Genomic DNA, 16,622 nt, shown 5'->3' on the forward strand with positions numbered 1-16,622 from the left:
AAAAATAGCCGCATTGGAAGGCTTTCCAATGCGGCTATTTTGTTCCTATCCCATATTCTTTTAGCTTGTTTGCAATGGTGCTGTGACTCATTCCCACCGCTTTGGCCAAACGTCTGGAACTGGGAAACTCTGGGTACAATCGTCTTAATAATTCAGCTTCCCAATGTTTCACTGTTTGATCCAATGAGTTGTTGATCAAACTCAAATTCGACATCAAATCCATTTCGGGCAGAGCCACATCTTCTGCCTGCCAGTTTTTTCCTTTCACCGTCAAAAAGGTTTGCAAGCAACGGTTTTGCAGTTCTTTTAGATTGCCCGGCCAATCATATAAAGCCAATTTCGTCATGACTTCCTTGGAAATATTCGGCACGGTGACTTTGTGCCTTTCCGCTAACGCCAATACCAATTGCTGTACCAAACCTTCTATGTCTTCCTTGCGTTCCCGTAACGGCGGCATGGTTAATACCAAGGTGGCGAGAGAGAAATACAAAGCCTTGTTAAGCGCCTTGCTTCCAAGCAACTCCTGCTCGCTAAGTGACGACAAACTGATCACTCTTAATCTTTTATCAAAACTGATGCCAGCGCCCTGCTGACGATTTAACCAAGCCATAAGCGCCGCTTGAGCTGCGTCGTCCAAATGCTCAATATCCTCTAAAACCAGCCAGCCTGAAACACTCTCTAATGCTGATATATCTTCTTGGTTCAAGCTGTTGGCAGGGCGAATAATCAATTGTGCGTCTGGGTCAGCTTGATGCTTTTGCCAATATTGAAATAAAGCTTCTACAAAATGTCGCTTTCCAGAGCCCATTTCGCCCATGACAAATAAAGGTTCATTGCCGCTGCTAAAGGCTTCTGCTTTCGCTAGAGTTTCTTGCATAGCAAAGCTTTTTACAACGGAAGGTTGAAAGTAGGCTTCCAAAGGGTTTTCAGCATTTGGGGCTTGTTTTAAACGCGCGGCTTGTTTGTCTAAGCGCAGTTCTGATTTCAAATAAATCACACTTCCAGCGAGGTTTTCAGTGCCTTCTTCGTCGGAAACAAAGATAGGCTTCATTTCCAATAAAAAAGTTTTATTGCGAATACGAATACGCTTACTAATGCTTTGTTGCTTGCCTAACAGGTCTTTGGAAAGACTCACGCCTTTCAACACCTGCGACAAAGGTTGATACAAACAATCCACTACTGTGACATTTAAGTCTTCGGCGGCTTGTTCCGTCATCATGGTAATTCGACCTTTTAAATCAACAGAAATCACACCATCCGGTAAAGATTCCAATAAGAGATGAAGAGAATGATGCTCTCTTTCAAATGGCGTAAACATGACGGTCTTCACGTCTTCCACGCTGTCTAATCGACGAATTTCTGCCAAAAGGGTTTGTAGCTGAGAAAAAGGAATATCAGAGAAACCACAGTAAATACAACGTTGCTTGGTATCCACTTCAATCAAGCGAATATCAATTTTATGCGGCACAAAAAGGTCTAGAATCTCGCGTATCATGCCAATTCTGTCTTCACACTGTATTTCTAATCTCATGTGGATTATTTGCCTTTATGGGTGATTTTCATTGATTGAAGATAAAGCATTATTTCTCTTTGGCATTCACTAATAATATATTCTTTTGCGGCGCAAACATCTCATAAAGCGGTAATACCGCAGCACCTAAAACACCAGCACTGTAACTGGTTTGGGCTACTCGAATAGCTGGCAGAGGCAACAAGCTATGGGATTTTTGCGTTTCTTCAATATGGCGAATAAGAGAAACCAAGACAGATTCTGGCAAACGCCCACCGATCAAAATCGCTTCTGGGTCATACAAGGCGATGACAGACGCCAAAGCAGGCTGAACTTCCAATGCCACTTCTTGCGACCATTGTTCCGTCAAACGAGTAACAGAAGCGGTAAACCAGGCTTCCTCCGTTTCTGGCCAATCTTGCTGGTGTTCTGCAAAAAAGCGCCTTAATGAAGACAAAGACAAGGCTTCCAAAATCCACTTGCCATGTTTGCCTGTTGCCGCTGGAATCAAGCCAAAGCTGCCCGCTTTGCCAGTTGCACCTGCGTAACATTCACCATTTGCAACAAAGCTACCGCCGCACGCCGTACTCACAAAAAGATAAAAGAAATGCTGTGGCGAATCTGGGCTTAACAATAGCTCACTGGTAGCGGCTGCGCCGGAATCCAATTCCACAAAACAGGTTAAGCCTGTCACATCAGCCAACCAAGTTTCAAAAGCATTCGATTGCCAATAGGCCAATGCGGCTTTCAGACTGATCAAATCCGCTCTTTGATGAGAATCCGTTACTAATGTATCAAGCCAAGCATCCATATAATCTGGTCTTGCTAAACCAATGCCTTGAACCTTGCTCCAATCCACGCCTAAAGTGGTTTTTACCTCTTCGATTAAATCTTGAGCAATGTCTTTCGCTAGCGCCTCTGTCGGAAAAGAAACCGAACGCTCCAACAGCAAAACACAAGCACCACTGAAATCTAGCAATGCAGCGCTAATGTGATCACGGTCAACATTGATGCCTAATCCATAAGCGCCCTTTTCATTGATACTTAGCTTAACGGAAGGCTGACCTCGGCGACCTTTTACCTTTCCAGTGACATGCAGCAGTTGTCGATCCAGCAAGGAAGAAGTGATTACGGAAATCGTCTGAGCGCTCAATCCCGTACGTTCGGCAATGCTGACACGAGAAATTTCAGGGTTCTGTCTTACTAGGTGAAGAATGATTCGCTCATTGTAGATGCGACTTTGCTCAGAGGTACTGCCGGATGATTTCATAAAATTCACTCTAATTTTCGTGCCTGTAAATTAATCAATTAGATTTAATAAATCTAATTGATTTAAAACTATAACCTCATTAGTATGAAATAACGATCAAAAAAGTATTAATAAAAATAACAAGGCTCACCTCATTTTCCATGCAAAAGCAGAAAGTGAAGGAAACGCCAAAACTAAAGGATTGCATCATGCCAGACTTCCAGTCTCCTGAGTTTTTGAAACGTCATATTCAGACCACGATGGATTTTTATCATCCACATTGTCTCGACCCAAATGGCGGCTACTTTCAGTTCTTCAAAGACAATGGCGATATTTACGACACAGACACACGCCATTTGGTCAGCAGCACACGTTTTGTTTTCAACTATGCCAAAGCCTATGAAGCAGAAGGAAAACCAGAATATTTAGAAGCCACTCGACATGGTTTGAACTATTTGAGAACTCGACATCGTCGAGACAACGGCGGCTATGTTTGGCTTCTCAATAAAGACCATAATCTTGATGAAACCAACCATTGTTATGGCTTGGCTTTTGTTCTTCTTGTTTACGCCACAGCTTACAAAGCGGGTGTCGAAGAGGCGAAACCTTGGATCAAAGAAACCTTTGATTTAATGGAGCAACATTTCTGGGATGCGGAGTTTGGCCTCTACAAAGATGAAATTTCTAGCGACTGGCAACAGGTATCACCCTATCGCGGCCAGAATGCCAATATGCACACCTGTGAAGCACTTCTTGCGGCCTACGACGCCACACAAGAAAACCATTATTTAGAACGTGCAAAGTTACTGGCAGAGCATATTTGTCTTCGCCAAGCTGAGCTCGCCAATGGCGAAATCTGGGAACATTACACCGAAACTTGGCAAGTTGATTGGGACTACAACAAACAGGATCCAAAGCATTTATTCCGACCTTGGGGTTTTCAACCTGGTCACCAGACTGAATGGACAAAGTTACTACTATTGATTCACCAAAGATCACCACAAGATTGGCTGATTCCAAAAGCAAAAGCACTCTTTGATCAAGCTTGGACAAAAGCGTGGGACAAACAACACGGTGGCCTTTGCTACGGTTACGACACCCAAGGCCAAGTCTGCGACGGTGATAAATACTTCTGGGTTCAAGCAGAGTCTTTCGCGGCTGCGGCCTTATTAGCAGAGGCCACTCAAGAGGAAGAATATTGGGATAAATACAAAGCACTGTGGGATTACAGTTGGTCGCACATGATAGATCATCAATACGGCGCTTGGTTTCGAATCCTGACTCAAGACAACAAAGCTTTCGATGATAATAAAAGCCCAGCGGGTAAAACCGATTATCACACCATGGGCGCTTGCTATGAAGTGATCAACTTGCTCACCAAGTTACGCTAAACCATTACAGAATTTAGGGGCATCATTCTATTTGTATGCAAAATACAGTATGATGCAGCCCCTACGGTTAGTGGATGAGCCCTTTCATATATGCAGTTAGATAAAATAGATCTTAATTTACTTCGTTATTTAGACTCCTTATTGAGAGAGCAAAACGTTACCCATGCAGCCAATCAACTTGGCATCACACAACCCGCCATGAGTAACGGATTACGACGTTTACGAGATTTATTTCATGACCCTTTGTTGGTAAGAACCAGCGATGGCATGATGCCAACGGCACTGGCCATTCAACTGCAACCTCGCGTACGAAGCATTCTTCAATCAGTCGATGAAGTATTACACTTAGGGCAAAGCTTCGAAGCTGAATCCAGCTCTCGTGTTTTCCGCATCATGGCGAGTGATTACGCAGAAGCAACATTGATTCCCCCTTTGATGGAAAAACTGCAAGAAGAAGCACCAAATGTCATTCTAGATGTGATGAATCCAAGTGATGTGAGCTTTCACGATGTTGAAAAAGGCAAAGTGGATTTGGTCATTAACCGCTTTGAAACACTGCCTCAGTCTTTCCACCAAAAATCCGTTTGGGTTGACCATTTCTCTTGCTTAGTACCCGCCAATTCCGATATCGCCAAAGACTTCAACCTAGAAACCTACCTTGCTTCTCCTCATGTTTGGGTGAGTAAAACAGGCTTCGGGGTGGGCGTAGGTATTCAACCAGAAGAAGTGCAAAAGCTTGGTTGGGTAGACGGTTCTTTGGCAGATTTAGGGTTCAAACGTAATATCCGTTTGTTTACTCGCAACTATAATGTTGCCATGCGAGCAACAGAGCAGTTAGGTTTGATAGCGACCTTGCCATCACTGGCTACACGCTTAATGAAAGACAACGAAAATGTTGTCGTGCTACCGCCACCCTTTGAGATCCCACCAGTGGAATTAAAGATGCTTTGGAGCCCTTTATTGCAGCATGATCCGGGACATATTTGGATTCGCTCTACTATTGCAGGCTGTGCAAGAACCATTGCAGAAAACAACAATTTATAAAACACCTTCTTACTCGAAAGCACTTCAAAAGCTTCCAATCATTGCATAAAAAAGAACGAGCACTTGGCTCGTTCTTTTACATTCTTCATTAAGAAATACATCGTCTTAACTACATATTATTCAGTTGTGCCCTTGATTCTTCCGCATTAGAAACCGTCACCTCTAAATCTTTAATGTGACCATTTCCTAAGCTGTAGCACCAGCCGTGTACATGAAGCTCTTGGCCAATGCGCCATGCATTTTGCACAATGCTACTTTGGCAAACGTTCGCAACTTGCTCCACTACGTTCAATTCGCACATACGATCGAAGCGAGTATGCTCGTCTTCGATGCTGTCAATTTCTTGTTTATGCAGGCGATATACGTCTTTAATGTGACGTAGCCAGTTATCTATCATGCCATGTTCTTCTGTTCCCATTGCGGCTTTAATGCCACCACAACCGTAATGACCAACCACCATAATATGCTTTACTTTTAACACATCGACAGCAAATTGAATCACAGACAAACAGTTCAAATCTGTGTGAACTACAACATTGGCAATATTGCGATGTACAAAAACTTCACCTGGTAACAGGTCAACAATTTGGTTTGCTGGAACGCGGCTATCAGCACAACCAATCCAGAGATATTCAGGCATTTGTTGTTTTGACAAAGTTTCAAAAAACTCAGGATCTTCTTCCGTAACTTTGGCCGCCCATTCCCTGTTTTTATCGAACAATTCCGTCAACTTATTGGACATAACCTACTCCGGCAGTTTTTTACGATACCAACGGAGTTTAATATCCGCGGTTAAATTAATAGACTCAAGCTTTTTTACCGCCTCTTTTCCATCATAAGACGCTTTATGGATATGAGGTGTCATACTTAATAGGTCTTGAATTGCTGCTTGAGAATTCAATGTAAATTCAAAGTTTCTCACCTCTTCAGACACAAGCTCAAACCCATCAACGCCTTCACTGTGAGTTGGTTTGTATTCATGAATGGAGGGGTACAATATCTGACGCAGTTCAATCAAATGATTGGCACCAGACTCAACTAAAAGCAGCAAGCCTGAATCAGTCAATGCTCTTGAAAACTCATTAAAAATAGGAAAGCCAAACAAGCATAAAATAGCGTCAAAGCGTTCAGCTGGCGTCGGCAAACTGGCATTACTGCCAACTAACCAGCTGATGCCTTTATCTCGTTTGCTGGCTGCTGTTACCGCCCATTTTGAAATATCCAAACCGGTTAATTCGGCTTCAATTTGTTTATCCAGCAAGAGCTTATTTATTTCATTCAGGTAATAGCCTTCACCACAGCCAGCATCTAATACTCTGACACCGCTGACTAAATGCTCTTTTGGCCAAGTCTCTAAGACTGCTTTTACAATCGGATAATAAAAATCTTGGTTCAAAAAGGCTTGGCGAGCCGCCACCATAGCTTTGCTGTCGCCTGGGTCTTTAGAACGTTTATTTTGTACAGGTAGAAGATTCACATAGCCAGTTTTGGCTAAATCATAAGTGTGTCCGTTGTCACACTTTAGACTGTTACCATCACGGCTGAGTGACAGCGAGTCTATCGGACAAGAAAGGTTTTCAAGCGTTCTCACAAGGCATCCATTTTTTGTTAATTGACGTTCTCACCATGCGGCACTTTTATAAAGCACACTGAACATCAAGTATTGAGAGTATAAAGAAGCGAGTCATTCTTCGCTATGAAAACAAAGCCTGAACGTCATCAGTAAATGTGATTTACATTAAGACTGCACAGGCATTATTTATACTATTGCTTTGCATATACGACAAGAAATCCACACTGTCTAACGGCTTAGAGAACAAATAGCCTTGTACTTCTAAACAGTCATAATGATTAAGTGTGTCCACTTGAGAACGGCTTTCTACACCTTCCGCAATGATTTTCAAATTCAGACTGTTTGCCATGGCAATTGTCGCTTTTACAATCGCATCATTGTCATTGTTAATGCCCAAATCATTAATGAATGATCTGTCTATTTTAAGGGTTTGAATTGGGAACTTCTTCAAATAAGCGAGTGAAGAGTAGCCGGTACCAAAATCATCAATAGAGAGTGTTAAGCCCAGCTCACGAAAGCCATGTAGCTTTTCAATCGACTGCTGTGCGTCTGTCATCAACATGCTTTCAGTCAACTCAAGTTCTAGGTATTCAGGGTCAACGCCTGTCTCTTCCAACACACGTTTAACCATTTCCACCAAGTCTGCTTGCATAAACTGACGACCTGATAAGTTCACCGAAAGTTTAATGGGAGGATGACCAGACTCTCGCCATTCTTGTAGCTGGCGACAGGCTCTTCGAATCACCCACTCCCCTAACGGAAGAATCAAACCACTCTCTTCTGCCAAAGGAATAAATTTATCTGGACTGATCATACCTAATTCTGGATGCACCCAACGAATAAGGGCTTCTGCCCCTACAACCGTTTCATCAGGAAGACGGATTTTAGGTTGGTAATGAAGCACAAACTCTTCTTCCTCAATGGCTTTTCGCAAGCCACTGCCTAAGGTCAAATGAGCATTGATATTTTCAGCCATGTGGCCTTCATAAATACAATACATGTTGTGACCCATTGCCTTTGCTCGGTACATAGCGGCATCAGCATTTTTTAGCAAATTATCAATATCATCAGCATGGCTTGGGTAACTTGCAATGCCAATACTAGCCGTAATCATCATTTCCATATCAGCAACAAGATAGGTATTACTGGCGCTCTGCTTGATGTTATAAGCAATGCTTTCTAATTCTTGTGTGTTGTTCGTCATCTCTAAAACAACAACAAACTCGTCACCACCTAAGCGATACAAACAAGCTGTTGGCGGTATACTGCCTTTAATACGTTCAGCAACCCGCTGAATCAGCTCGTCACCAACACGATGGCCGAAGTTATCATTAATCACCTTGAAACCATCTAAATCTAGGTACAAAAGACCAAATTCTCGCTGGCGCTTTTTCGCATTAGATAAGGCACTTTCTAACTGCTGATAAAGTAGGTTTCGGTTAGGTAGCTGAGTCAAAATATCGTAGTTTTTTAAACGATAAAGCTCGACTTCGTGATCTCTTTTTTCTTGGATATCGTGAACCAACAAATAAACATGGCTGTTTTCTGTGTTATGGGTCACTTCAATCTGATGCCAACGAACACCATGTTTCGTAGACAAACGAATTTCTTGAGATATATTTTCTTGCTTTGCGATTCGACGAATAAAGCTGTTCGCTGCACCGGATACCGCGAATAAATCACGAATGTCCGCTAGATCGCCAAATAGCTGAGAGAAGCATTCACTTGAGTCTATGTACTGACCACTTTTATCAAATACACCAAAGGACAAGGTTTTAAACTGAGACAACAAGCCAACGTGGCTATTCAATTTAGGAGGAAGCAAATCAGAAATTTGATGTTGTTCAGAAACGTCTAAAGCCGCAGAAGAAACGCAAGGACGAGCTTCTACAGAAAGCCCTTTGCGACTTTTTCCGAGTGAAATTACAGAACCTGTTACTTGGTATTGAGAGCCATCTTTGGCAATGAAGGGCCATTTGAAGGGCAATTCAGCCCCTTCTTCGAGTTCTCTTAAGTGAACCGCAAGACGTTTCTGCAAAGCGTCATTGATGACTCGTCGGCCAGATTCTATATCGTGTAAGGAATCAGCTAACAAGGCTTCTGCCGCTTCGTTAAACCAAGGAATCGTCGCGTTTTCTATGTCTATAATCCAAGCGGCCAACGGCATCTTAGATTGAAGTAAAATTGATAAGTCGGTCATTTATATAAAATACTGCCAATTAAGATCTTAAAATTAGATCCTGTTTAACCTCTTACCATGAGTCAGGAACAACAAACACACTTCGCTTTATGTCCTTTCCTACTTCCCATAAAAGTATATGTTGAGGGCGTTCATCCTGTAGGAAATGACCTACAAGATTGTAGGCAGATTGCAGAGAAAATAAAGTAAAATTCTCATTTATATTTGAAAAAGCCATCCAATGCGGCTTCTTTAATATAAGAAAGTGGGAAAAGTACGACATTAGCAGTATGAATTCCGAAGCACGAATCCAGCCACCTCTACCTTGCTCAAGCCATCGCTCAATGTCGTCGTTATCTTTTAACCCATAATACAATCGGCCGAAGACCAATAAACTTGAGTTTATTTTTCGATTATTTGCGATTTCATTGATAATCGACAAACCTTCGGGTGTTTCAAGGATAGATAACTGGTGCTCTCGCGCTCGATTCACCTTCTTTAATAAGCTGTCATTTTTGTTGGGACCAATCCAAGAATGTGGCGCAAGATCAGGCCGTTCTAAATAAAACTTAATCGCTATTTCAAATTGATGAAGCTGACCGCAAGGTGTTTCCACCAACATATCCACTTCTCCCAATGTGCCACTCTCTCCCTGAACCTGAAAATGCTCCAACACAACCCTGAGAGAAGACAAATGCTTGATGGCATAAGAAAACAAGGTTTCAAAATAACTGCCCAGAAAATGAGATTTGCAGGCATTCACTGCATTGATTAAATCGTCAGGGTTACGATCCAACTCAGTCAATCTTGATAGCAGATCGTCTAACCAATAAGGTTCAAGATCAAAATCCTTCTCAATGTAATGACCTTCCACCAGCCAAGCAAGATCTCTCACAAAAGGATGATGGAACTCAGAAGTCATCATGAAGGATTACTTAGATGCTGGTCGATAAGGTCTAAACAACGAACCAAAGCCGCAACACTTTCTTGTGGCTTATCTTTAAAAGCCTCTTCGGCCATTGGTGAAATGTGACAGCGAGTCGGTAATGCTCCGCCAGTTTCTAACAAGACTCTAAAACGCTCAATCATCACAAACTTAAGCCATTGCTCGAACAACATCGTATCTATACAAAATGGCTCTTGGCTCTGTAAAGCTTGTGGCGTTGGTGTTTCACAATCCCAAACACCACAGGCTTGCATCGCCATTTGTAAGTCAATGAGCAAATCAGCCAATGTGTGATGGGCAGAAAAAGCCTTTTTCAACCTGATTTCTCCCTAGAAAAACGGTAAGATGTGTGATCTTTTTTTCACTGATTAACGGCATTTTTACGCTCTTATCAGCAACTTGAGTCTATATTTTATCATGAACAAAATTGAATCTCTTTCTGACTTATTTGATATGGTCGGATGTGACGTTACCTATTACGACCTTGGACGAAACATCACAAAAATCACGCCTCAGCAGGCCACCCAATTCGACCGAAAGCAGCAAGCCTACCCTTTTCCATTTCGCCAGCACGCTTGGCTTGCTTGCCTTTTAAAAGCCAAAGACAGCAATAAGAAAAGTGTTATTGATGAAAGTGTAATTTGGTTTCTGAAGTTACCGCTAGACGAAGCAGGCTGTTTGAATTTAGGAACCCGCGATCATTTCATAAAAAGCATCGTCGATAAAATTCTTCACAAAGGTGAAGAAGCAGGCTTGTCTGAAGCCTTGGAAGATAACCCTTATGTCTTTAAGCCTGACCAAGAGCGCATGGCGAGCCTTCACGCCATTTTAGGCAAAGACTTAAAATCCGATCCATCCCATTATTTCCACGCTGTCGTTGAATACCTTTCTTCCGATCAAATAGAAGAAAATGACCAATGGCAAACGCTTGGCCTACAAGGCATTGCCGAACTCGCAGCAAGAGTCAACGAAACACAATACGAAGCGCTGATTGATAAAGCGATAAAACGTGCCGCTCCTCAAGTCGTGAGTGCACTTTGTCACGCGCTAGAACACCAAGCGCTGCCAGCAACCCTACAAGCTGAAATCATTACTAAATTGCAAACGGAGCAAGACCCGTTAATTCAAGCCAGCTACCTCCGTGCATTATCCAGATCCACGTTGGATGACTCACTTCTCTTGCCTTTATTCAGCTTACTGGGCAGTTTAACCGAATGCAACGATGGCGACATTCACACCATTGCGGCACTGGCTGCGAAATGCCCAAACTGGCTGAGCCAAAACCCTCAACTGCTTAGAATCATCATGGAAAAACTGGCTCACAGAGAAGATGGTTACATAGCTTTCAAACAAGTGACAGCGGAACTCAGCCAACACCCAGAAACCAAGCAACCACTTTGGACTTTATTACGTGGAAACCACATCAGCCCTAAACTCGCTCAAGCGGTAAGTTATCTGTTCACAGAAACACCAAAGTCACTGCATTAGTGCTGATTTAACGACTACATAGATAACATAAAAAAGCCCCATTAGATTTCAGAGAAAAATAATGGGGCAAAGTAGCCTCAGCTAACATTACAACAACACCAGGAACACAGTTAATGATGAACTGGTTTCACGCCTTCACGCAGTTTTTTGCGATGAGCTATAAATTCTTGAGTAAGCTTATAATTGCCTTGTTCGGTACAAAGCGCACCTCTATCAATAAGAGCGTCTAATGTTTTCGGCAATACTTTCTGCCGACGCTTCCCTTTAACAAAGTAGAATTGCTCGCCTAACTGGATAAGTTCAAAACCAGATTCTAGATAGCCAACACATAAATTTTGAGTTGGCGTTAATTTGAGTTTCATAATTTCCCTCACTTTGCCGTCTCTTACTTAAATTGCTTTATTAACTATAGACTCTTTTTCTCACAAGATAGAGTTTGCATACCTAAGATTACAAAAAGATAAAAAAAAGGAGGCGGTTTACAAACCGCCTCCTTTTTCATGACGCATCTAAGAAGATGCGATGACTATTTAAACACCTGATATCACTAAGTTTTAAGCAGTGAGCTTATGCTTAATGATGTAACACTGGTGAATTTTACCATTACGATCAAAGTCAGGATCCAACGTTTCACGAGTGATGTTTTTCACTTCAAACTCTTCTTCTAAATCTGCATCCAGTACAAAACGGCGGTAATTATTAGAGAAAATCAGCTCCCCTTCTTGCTCTAGTCTTGCCATCGCCAAGCGGACTAATTCACCATGATCACGTTGAATATCTAACACATCCGCCATTTTTTTTGAGTTTGAAAACGTTGGAGGATCCATAAAAATCAAATCAAACGTGTCTCGACTTTGCTTAAGCCATTCAATGCAATCTGCTCGCTCGACTTGGTGATAAAGTTCAGAAAACTCGTTCAATTCTATATTACGACGCGCCCATTCTGTGTAGGTATTCGACATATCAACACTTAAGGAACTACGAGCACCACCTTGTCCAGCATGTACAGACGCGGTTGCCGTATAACAAAAAAGGTTCAAAAAGCGCTTACTATCGGCTTTATCTTGAATCAATTTACGCACAGGTCGGTGATCCAAAAATAAACCTGTGTCCAAATAGTCCTTCAAGTTTACGATGAAATCACAGCCATATTCTTCGACAATCATTTCATGTTTGGATTGATCAAGCTTTTCATATTGCTCTTTACCTGACTGTCTTTGACGCTGCTTAAGAACCACTTGAGACTCTGAAATATTCAACGCCGTTGGAATGGCCGACATCACTTCAAACAAACGCTGCTTAGCTTTTTCTGGATCGACACTTTTTGGCGCTTGATACTCTTGAACGTGAGCCCAATCATTGTAAACATCAATCGCAACAGCGTATTCCGGCATGTCTGCATCGTATACTCGGTAACATTGGATCTTGTTTTTCTCGACCCATTTTTTCATTTTCTTGGCGTTTTTCTGCAAGCGATTAGCAAACATTTGAGCGCCAGGCGTCATCACGGATTGAGCGACAACGTCTTCTTTAATACTGCCTTGCAACAATGGAAAAATATAAGCACGACACTCAATGCCACCGTTAATAACACGAGTGCTTTTTTCTGGTCGAACCGGAATTTGACGCGCTAAGTGGTCATTACTGGTTAGCATCATAAATTGCCAACCGCGCACATTGCTGACAACCCATTCGCCCAATTGACGATACAAGGCGATCAATGCCATTTCGTCGCCAATACGTTCACCGTAAGGTGGGTTACAAATCACTAAACCCGGCTTCTCTTGGTTAATGTCAAACTCGTGCTCTTGGAAAGGCGTCATGGACACATCGATGATTCCCACCATGCCTGCACGTTTAATGCTTTCACGGGAAGCGGCAATCGCTCGCTGGTCTCGATCCGTACCTTGAAAGCGCAAACCCAGTTCTTCTGCGTTTCTTTTACGATTTTTGGCAAAATCCATTAACTGCTGCCACATACGGTGATCATGCTGCTTCCAGCCTTTAAATCCCCAGTAATGACGACCTAAGCCTGGCGCAATATCCAACGACATCATGGCGGCTTCTACTAAGAAAGTACCAGAACCACACATAGGATCGATCAGCTGAGTTAAGCCACAATCTTTGCCCCAACCTGCGCGTAACAACAAACCAGCCGCTAAGTTTTCTTTCAACGGCGCCATACTGCCCTGTTGACGATAGCCACGGCGATGCATACTTTCGCCGGACAAATCGATGCTCACAGTGACCACTTCACGCTTAATCCGCAAAGCGATACGCACATCTGGCTGATTCTTTTCAACGCTTGGACGTTCGCCAGATAAGGCAACAAAATAATCTGCAATCGCATCTTTGGCACGAACCGCACCAAATTGAGTATTGCGAATGTGATGGTTAGTGCCGTGGCAATCAATCGCAATCGTGTTGGTTGCTGACATGTGTTCAGACCAAGGAATGGCTTTTACTGCGTCATACAAATCATCTGCGGAATCGATCTTAAAATTCGCGATTGGCAACATGACTCGAGTGGCTACACGCGACCAAAGACACGCTTTGTACATGCCTTCTAAGTCAGTCGTCAGCTTAACTTGCCCTTCGCCAAAACGAGTGTTCGTCAAACCTTCGCTGTGCAGCTCTTTTTCTAAGACATTCTCTAATCCTAAAGGACAGGTTATTTCTAATGCGTAAACCTGATTTTCAGAATCAGTTGTCTGTAATATTGTGCTCATTTTTAAATTACTTTTTTAAATTCAATGGATATTCAACAAATAAAGAAGGCGAGATCATGTCTCGCCTTCTTCACAGCTCACTAAACACTTTCAGTTAGATGGCTGCTTTATAAGTTCGTTTTAAAATGCCTAAATCACGCTCTCGGTAATAAGCATCTGTCGTGGCAATCGCCTCTTTTATCATCTCTGGACCTTGATAAATAAACCCAGAGTAAATCTGTACCAAGCTCGCACCAGCTTGCAATTTTTCAACCGCATCGGCACCACTGGAAATACCGCCGACACCAATAATTGGCAAGGTGCCTTTCAGATGCTCAGCCAGTACTTTAACAACATGAGTAGATGCATCACGCACTGGCGCGCCACTTAGGCCGCCCGCTTCTTCTTCAAACTGATGTCCCACAACCGCATCGCGAGACAAGGTCGTATTGGTCGCAATGATACCATCAACGCCTTGTTCCACTAACGTATCAGACACCAGTTTAATTTCGTCATCTGTCATGTCAGGGGCAATTTTCACGGCCAATGGAACGCGTTTTCCGTGCTCCGCTTCATAGCGATCACGGGCTTCCGTCAATGGCGCAATTAACTCCGCCAAGCTTTCACCGAATTGCAAACTACGTAACCCTGGTGTGTTTGGCGAGCTAATGTTCGCTGTAATGTAATCCGCGTAAGGAATAACAGCGGTTAAACAAGCCAAATAATCCGCAGCAGCATCTTCAACTGAGGTGGTCAAATTCTTGCCAATATTAACGCCCAAGACACCCGGATAACGATGAGATTTAATACGTGAAACAAGGTGATCAACACCTTTATTGTTAAATCCCATTCGATTAATAATGGCTTCATGTTCTGGCAAACGGAATAAGCGTGGCTTCGGATTACCAGCCTGACCTTTTGGCGTCACAGTACCCACTTCAACAAAACCAAAACCAAGTGCGCCTAAGGCTTCAAATGCGTCGGCATTTTTATCTAAGCCTGCCGCTAAACCAACTGCATTGGGAAAACGTAACCCCATGACTTCAACTGGCTTAGTTGATGGCAATCCACCTAGAAATTTGTTCAAACCCAATCGACTGCTTGCGGCCAGAAGATCTAATGACAATTCATGAGAAACTTCAGGGTCCAATTTAAAAAGTAACGAGCGAGCAAGGTTGTACATAAAATAAGGCTCCTAGGTGTTTACGTTGCACTATCTAAGTTGAGTAATGCCAATTAATTTATTCGAATCATCAAATTCTACTTCAAACACACCATTAATACCTTGATGTGTTACAAAACGTTGAAAAGCCGCCAAAGGAAGTTGTACTTTGCGCCCATCCAAACTGTTCGCTACTAAGTTTTTTGCAGCGCCCGCATACATAGCTTCATATTTGAATGCGGGCAACGCCACACTCAATACAAGTTTTGCCATTTTTTATTCCTATGCTTACGTTACTCTTACAGACGTGACTCTGTGCGTAAAGATTTGAATCCGATAAGATGAGGGTTATTATATTGTGTTGACACTTTTTTTGACAGAAGTATAAGGAAGCTAGGTTCGATGGTAGCTGTAATTGAACAATTAAAAGACCACCTCAATCGTGCCATTATTGGCCAACCTGATTTAACCCATGAATTACTTGTCGCTTTAATTGCTAATGGCCATGTCCTTTTAGAAGGCCCGCCTGGTATTGCAAAAACCACGGCAGCCAAAGCGCTGGCCAATGCAATAGACAGCCGCTTCCAACGTATTCAATTCACGCCTGATTTACTGCCTGGCGATGTGACTGGCTCGGATATTTACCAACAAGAAAACGGTCAATTTAGCTTCATTCCTGGCCCAATCATGAACGAAATTGTATTGGCTGACGAAATCAACCGCGCACCTGCAAAAGTACAATCTGCGTTACTCGAAGCCATGGGCGAAAACCAAGTGACTGTAGGCAATAATAGCTATACTTTGCCGCCTTTGTTTTTTGTCATCGCAACTCAAAACCCCATTGAGCAAGAAGGAACTTATCCTTTACCAGAAGCTCAGCTTGACCGCTTTATGTTGAAAATCAACCTTGGCTATCCGAGTGCTGCAAGTGAATTAGAAGTACTCAGATTGGTCAGACAACAAGACCTGCATAAAACCGCCACCAGCACGGCTCAACCACTTTGCAAGCCGAGCGATATTCTTGAACTACAGCAAAAAGCACTGTCTTTATATATGTCGGAAAGTGTCGAGCAATACATAGTGCAATTGGTCATGGCAACAAGAGAACCTGCTCTTTATCTTGGTGAAGCAGGCAAAGTCGAAAACCTCATTGAATTTGGTGCAAGTCCGCGCGCCACACTTGCTTTAGACCGCTGTGCTCGCGCCAATGCCCTACTTAACGGCAGAGACTTTGTAACACCAGATGATGTGCGCCAAGTGGCTTTACCTGTTTTGCGTCATCGCATTATTACAACCTTTGAGGCGCAAGCAGCAGGCTTATCTGTCGATGATTTATTAAAACGATTAATCAGTCACGTTCCGGCACTGTAAC

General features: G+C 42.8%; 15 protein-coding genes. 4 read left to right on the forward strand and 11 right to left on the reverse strand.

Annotated features, from left to right (window positions below):
* Positions 1–34 precede the first annotated feature (34 nt).
* Positions 35–1,531, reverse strand: coding sequence for a TyrR/PhhR family helix-turn-helix DNA-binding protein (locus tag ACMUMQ_RS04780; protein ID WP_414680875.1), 1,497 nt, complete (start codon positions 1,529–1,531; stop codon positions 35–37).
* A gap of 49 nt (positions 1,532–1,580) precedes the next feature.
* Positions 1,581–2,780 carry an ROK family transcriptional regulator gene (locus ACMUMQ_RS04785; protein ID WP_414680876.1) on the reverse strand — a complete coding sequence of 400 codons (1,200 nt, stop codon included), beginning with the start codon at positions 2,778–2,780 and terminating at the stop codon, positions 1,581–1,583.
* A 188-nt stretch (positions 2,781–2,968) separates the two neighbouring features.
* Here ACMUMQ_RS04785 and ACMUMQ_RS04790 point away from each other — a divergent pair, with 188 nt between their 5' ends.
* A complete protein-coding gene (locus ACMUMQ_RS04790; protein WP_414680877.1) occupies positions 2,969–4,150 on the forward strand; it encodes an AGE family epimerase/isomerase in 1,182 nt (393 codons plus the stop codon).
* 90 nt (positions 4,151–4,240) lie between these two features.
* Positions 4,241–5,194, forward strand: a complete 954-nt coding sequence (locus ACMUMQ_RS04795) for a LysR family transcriptional regulator (protein ID WP_414680878.1) — start codon at positions 4,241–4,243, stop codon at positions 5,192–5,194.
* Positions 5,195–5,303: 109 nt separating this feature from the next.
* Here ACMUMQ_RS04795 and can read toward each other — a convergent pair whose 3' ends face one another.
* From can to ACMUMQ_RS04820, 5 genes are all read right to left on the reverse strand, one after another.
* Positions 5,304–5,936: a carbonate dehydratase gene (can, locus tag ACMUMQ_RS04800; protein WP_414680879.1), complete on the reverse strand. Its 633-nt coding sequence runs from the start codon at positions 5,934–5,936 to the stop codon at positions 5,304–5,306.
* A 3-nt stretch (positions 5,937–5,939) separates the two neighbouring features.
* Positions 5,940–6,785, reverse strand: a complete 846-nt coding sequence (locus ACMUMQ_RS04805; RefSeq protein ID WP_414680880.1) for a putative RNA methyltransferase — start codon at positions 6,783–6,785, stop codon at positions 5,940–5,942.
* A gap of 142 nt (positions 6,786–6,927) precedes the next feature.
* Positions 6,928–8,967, reverse strand: coding sequence for a sensor domain-containing protein (locus tag ACMUMQ_RS04810; RefSeq protein WP_414680881.1), 2,040 nt, complete (start codon positions 8,965–8,967; stop codon positions 6,928–6,930).
* Between the two features lie 52 nt (positions 8,968–9,019).
* Positions 9,020–9,871: a DUF1853 family protein gene (locus ACMUMQ_RS04815; RefSeq protein WP_414680882.1), complete on the reverse strand. Its 852-nt coding sequence runs from the start codon at positions 9,869–9,871 to the stop codon at positions 9,020–9,022.
* A complete protein-coding gene (locus ACMUMQ_RS04820) occupies positions 9,868–10,209 on the reverse strand; it encodes a YqcC family protein (protein ID WP_414680883.1) in 342 nt (113 codons plus the stop codon). The genes ACMUMQ_RS04815 and ACMUMQ_RS04820 overlap by 4 nt, the downstream gene beginning before the upstream one ends.
* A gap of 100 nt (positions 10,210–10,309) precedes the next feature.
* On the opposite strand from ACMUMQ_RS04820, the gene ACMUMQ_RS04825 reads away from it, so the two are divergent.
* On the forward strand, positions 10,310–11,380 hold the full coding sequence (locus ACMUMQ_RS04825) for a DUF3549 family protein (RefSeq protein ID WP_414680884.1): 1,071 nt from the start codon (positions 10,310–10,312) through the stop codon (positions 11,378–11,380).
* Positions 11,381–11,490: 110 nt separating this feature from the next.
* Here the strand turns inward: ACMUMQ_RS04825 and ACMUMQ_RS04830 are convergent, their stop codons facing one another.
* The 4 genes from ACMUMQ_RS04830 to ACMUMQ_RS04845 all read right to left on the reverse strand — a co-directional run bounded on the left by ACMUMQ_RS04830 (position 11,491) and on the right by ACMUMQ_RS04845 (position 15,523).
* Positions 11,491–11,742 (reverse strand): formyltetrahydrofolate deformylase, encoded by a 252-nt coding sequence (locus ACMUMQ_RS04830; RefSeq protein ID WP_317004497.1) that lies wholly within the window; start codon positions 11,740–11,742, stop codon positions 11,491–11,493.
* Between the two features lie 192 nt (positions 11,743–11,934).
* Positions 11,935–14,109 (reverse strand): bifunctional 23S rRNA (guanine(2069)-N(7))-methyltransferase RlmK/23S rRNA (guanine(2445)-N(2))-methyltransferase RlmL, encoded by a 2,175-nt coding sequence (gene rlmKL, locus ACMUMQ_RS04835; protein WP_414680885.1) that lies wholly within the window; start codon positions 14,107–14,109, stop codon positions 11,935–11,937.
* Between the two features lie 94 nt (positions 14,110–14,203).
* Positions 14,204–15,271 carry a quinone-dependent dihydroorotate dehydrogenase gene (locus ACMUMQ_RS04840; protein WP_414680886.1) on the reverse strand — a complete coding sequence of 356 codons (1,068 nt, stop codon included), beginning with the start codon at positions 15,269–15,271 and terminating at the stop codon, positions 14,204–14,206.
* A 30-nt stretch (positions 15,272–15,301) separates the two neighbouring features.
* The gene (locus ACMUMQ_RS04845; RefSeq protein ID WP_317004500.1) at positions 15,302–15,523 is read right to left on the reverse strand and encodes a DUF2835 domain-containing protein; all 222 of its coding nucleotides are present in this window, start codon (positions 15,521–15,523) and stop codon (positions 15,302–15,304) included.
* A gap of 129 nt (positions 15,524–15,652) precedes the next feature.
* Between ACMUMQ_RS04845 and ACMUMQ_RS04850 the strand changes: the two genes are divergently transcribed.
* A complete protein-coding gene (locus ACMUMQ_RS04850; RefSeq protein WP_414680887.1) occupies positions 15,653–16,621 on the forward strand; it encodes an AAA family ATPase in 969 nt (322 codons plus the stop codon).
* Position 16,622: the final 1 nt, after the last annotated feature.

It is taken from the genome of Marinomonas algae (assembly GCF_047525555.1).
Classification (GTDB): domain Bacteria; phylum Pseudomonadota; class Gammaproteobacteria; order Pseudomonadales; family Marinomonadaceae; genus Marinomonas.

Excerpts from the sequence above, each read along its gene's own strand:
- ACMUMQ_RS04780 (WP_414680875.1), bottom strand. The coding sequence starts at position 1,531 with ATGAGATTAGAAATACAGTGTGAAGACAGAATTGGCATGATACGCGAG.
- ACMUMQ_RS04785 (WP_414680876.1), bottom strand. The coding sequence starts at position 2,780 with ATGAAATCATCCGGCAGTACCTCTGAGCAAAGTCGCATCTACAATGAG.
- ACMUMQ_RS04790 (WP_414680877.1), top strand. The coding sequence starts at position 2,969 with ATGCCAGACTTCCAGTCTCCTGAGTTTTTGAAACGTCATATTCAGACC.
- ACMUMQ_RS04795 (WP_414680878.1), top strand. The coding sequence starts at position 4,241 with ATGCAGTTAGATAAAATAGATCTTAATTTACTTCGTTATTTAGACTCC.
- can (WP_414680879.1), bottom strand. The coding sequence starts at position 5,936 with ATGTCCAATAAGTTGACGGAATTGTTCGATAAAAACAGGGAATGGGCG.
- ACMUMQ_RS04810 (WP_414680881.1), bottom strand. The coding sequence starts at position 8,967 with ATGACCGACTTATCAATTTTACTTCAATCTAAGATGCCGTTGGCCGCT.
- ACMUMQ_RS04815 (WP_414680882.1), bottom strand. The coding sequence starts at position 9,871 with ATGATGACTTCTGAGTTCCATCATCCTTTTGTGAGAGATCTTGCTTGG.
- ACMUMQ_RS04825 (WP_414680884.1), top strand. The coding sequence starts at position 10,310 with ATGAACAAAATTGAATCTCTTTCTGACTTATTTGATATGGTCGGATGT.
- ACMUMQ_RS04830 (WP_317004497.1), bottom strand. The coding sequence starts at position 11,742 with ATGAAACTCAAATTAACGCCAACTCAAAATTTATGTGTTGGCTATCTA.
- rlmKL (WP_414680885.1), bottom strand. The coding sequence starts at position 14,109 with ATGAGCACAATATTACAGACAACTGATTCTGAAAATCAGGTTTACGCA.
- ACMUMQ_RS04840 (WP_414680886.1), bottom strand. The coding sequence starts at position 15,271 with ATGTACAACCTTGCTCGCTCGTTACTTTTTAAATTGGACCCTGAAGTT.
- ACMUMQ_RS04845 (WP_317004500.1), bottom strand. The coding sequence starts at position 15,523 with ATGGCAAAACTTGTATTGAGTGTGGCGTTGCCCGCATTCAAATATGAA.
- ACMUMQ_RS04850 (WP_414680887.1), top strand. The coding sequence starts at position 15,653 with ATGGTAGCTGTAATTGAACAATTAAAAGACCACCTCAATCGTGCCATT.